At 46.6% G+C, this 2,297-nt stretch carries 2 protein-coding genes; both read left to right on the forward strand.

Annotation, left to right across the window (positions count from 1 at the left end):
* The first annotated feature begins 78 nt into the window (after window positions 1–78).
* Window positions 79–630 carry a 2'-5' RNA ligase family protein gene (locus IQ242_RS22810; protein ID WP_193961519.1) on the forward strand — a complete coding sequence of 184 codons (552 nt, stop codon included), beginning with the start codon at window positions 79–81 and terminating at the stop codon, window positions 628–630.
* Window positions 631–777: 147 nt separating this feature from the next.
* The gene (gene glcD, locus IQ242_RS22815; RefSeq protein WP_193961520.1) at window positions 778–2,244 is read left to right on the forward strand and encodes a glycolate oxidase subunit GlcD; all 1,467 of its coding nucleotides are present in this window, start codon (window positions 778–780) and stop codon (window positions 2,242–2,244) included.
* The last annotated feature ends 53 nt before the right edge of the window (window positions 2,245–2,297 follow it).

The raw sequence follows: 2,297 nt of genomic DNA on the forward strand, positions 1-2,297 counted from the left end.
GATATACAATTAGCTTAGAGTTATGGAAGACTGCTAGAATCGAGGTGACAGCTTCATTTTTCGGCTTTGCTTGTTTCCATGAATCAACCCCAGGGATCTCTATTTTTTATTGCGCTTTTGCCGCCGCCAGAAGTACAGGAAATTGCCACAAAAATCAAGTTAGAGTTTGCAGAAATTTACAATAGTCGCGCCGCCCTGAAATCGCCTCCCCACGTCACTCTCCAACCCCCTTTCCGGTGGAATTTAGGACAATTACTGGATTTAGAAAGATGTTTAGAGGAATTTGCCCGCTTGCACGCTCCTATTCCCCTAATTCTCCAGGATTTTGCCGCCTTTAAACCGCGAGTTATTTATATTAATGTCCAGAAAACCCCAGAATTATTAACCCTGCAAAAACGGCTTTTACAGGAGCTAGAATCTTCCTTGAATATCAGTGATAACGTCTCAAAAAGCCGAGCTTTTGCGCCCCATTTAACCGTTGGCTTCCGAGATTTAACTAAAGATAATTTCTGGAAAGCTTGGTCAAAATATGCTAATCAAGAGCTATTTTTTGAGGTGATGATCGATGAAATTACCCTCCTAATTCATAACGGTAAGCACTGGGAAATTTATCGGCAATTTTCTCTATAATCCGGACCCTTGCAGGTTTCTATCTACAGAGGAAGGGGTTGTAGTGGTAAAATAGGAGAGAGCAGTTTTTAAAGCTTCATTTCTGGCTTTTTTGCGATATTTTAACCTATAGAGCGATTTTATGGCGACTCCGCCGCCCTGAAACCTATGTTACTCAAAAATCCCCCGAAAATCTCCCCCAATCTGATCAAACAGCTAGAAGCGATCCTTGGCAAAGATGGAGTCATCCGTCGCAAAGATGAATTATTAACCTACGAGTGCGATGGTATCACAGGATACAGACAAAGACCCGCTCTTGTGGTATTGCCTCGCAGCACCGCCGAAATTGCGGCGGTGGTGAAACTCTGTCACGATAACGAGATTGCCTGGGTAGCGAGGGGTGCAGGAACGGGCTTATCGGGGGGGGCGTTACCCTTAGAAGAGGGGATTCTCATCGTTACGGCGCGGATGAATCAGATTCTCAGGGTTGATTTAGATAATCAAAGGGTGGTGGTGCAGCCCGGGGTGATTAATAATTGGGTGACACAAGCGGTAAGCGGGGCGGGATTTTATTATGCACCGGATCCCTCTAGTCAAATTATCTGCTCGATCGGTGGTAATGTGGCGGAAAATTCTGGCGGGGTTCACTGTTTAAAATACGGCGTCACTACCAATCACGTTATGGGCTTAAAAATCGTCCTTCCCGACGGTTCAATTATCGATGTGGGGGGTGCGGTACCGGAACAACCGGGCTACGATTTAACCGGTTTATTTGTGGGTTCCGAGGGAACTTTAGGCATCGCCACGGAAATTACCTTAAGAATCCTGAAAACTCCGGAATCTATCTGTGTTTTACTGGCCGATTTTACCAGTATCGAGGCGGCGGGCCAAGCGGTGGCGGATATTATTAAATCGGGAATGATTCCGGCGGGGATGGAGATTATGGATAATCTCAGTATCAACGCCGTGGAAGATGTGGTGGCTACTGGCTGTTATCCCCGGGATGCCGAGTCAGTTTTATTAGTGGAATTGGATGGTTTAGGGGTAGAAGTAGCCAGGAATAAGCATCGGGTTGCCGAGATTTGCCGTCAAAATGGGGCGAGAAATATCACCACGGCTAATGATGCCGAAACCCGCTTGAAACTCTGGAAGGGCAGAAAAGCGGCTTTTGCGGCGGCGGGGAAAATTAGCCCTAATTATTTTGTGCAAGATGGGGTGATTCCCCGCACTCAATTGGTCTATGTTCTTCAGGAAATTAAGGCTTTAAGTGAAAAATACGGTTATAAAATCGCCAATGTTTTCCACGCGGGGGGTGGCAATGTCCACCGGTTGATTCTCTACGATAACAAGGTAGAGGGGGCCTGGGAAGAAGTGGAGGAATTAGGCGGTGAAATTCTCAAACTTTGTGTGCGGGTTGGGGGCAGTTTATCGGGGGAACACGGTATCGGCATCGATAAAAATTGTTATATGCCTGCTATGTTTAACGAGATTGACTTAGAAACTATGAGCTATGTGCGGGATTGCTTTAATCCCAAAGGTTTAGCTAACCCGGGGAAATTATTCCCCACCCCGCGCAGCTGTGGGGAAGCGGCTAATGCCAAAATACAAGGGTTTGCGGGGGTGGATGTGTTTTAGGTTATCGGTAAGTATTGACTGTTGACATCCTCGCCGCACTTTTAGGGCGGCGA

The organism is Microcystis sp. LEGE 08355, assembly GCF_015207185.1.
Taxonomy (GTDB): Bacteria; Cyanobacteriota; Cyanobacteriia; order Cyanobacteriales; family Microcystaceae; genus Microcystis; species Microcystis panniformis.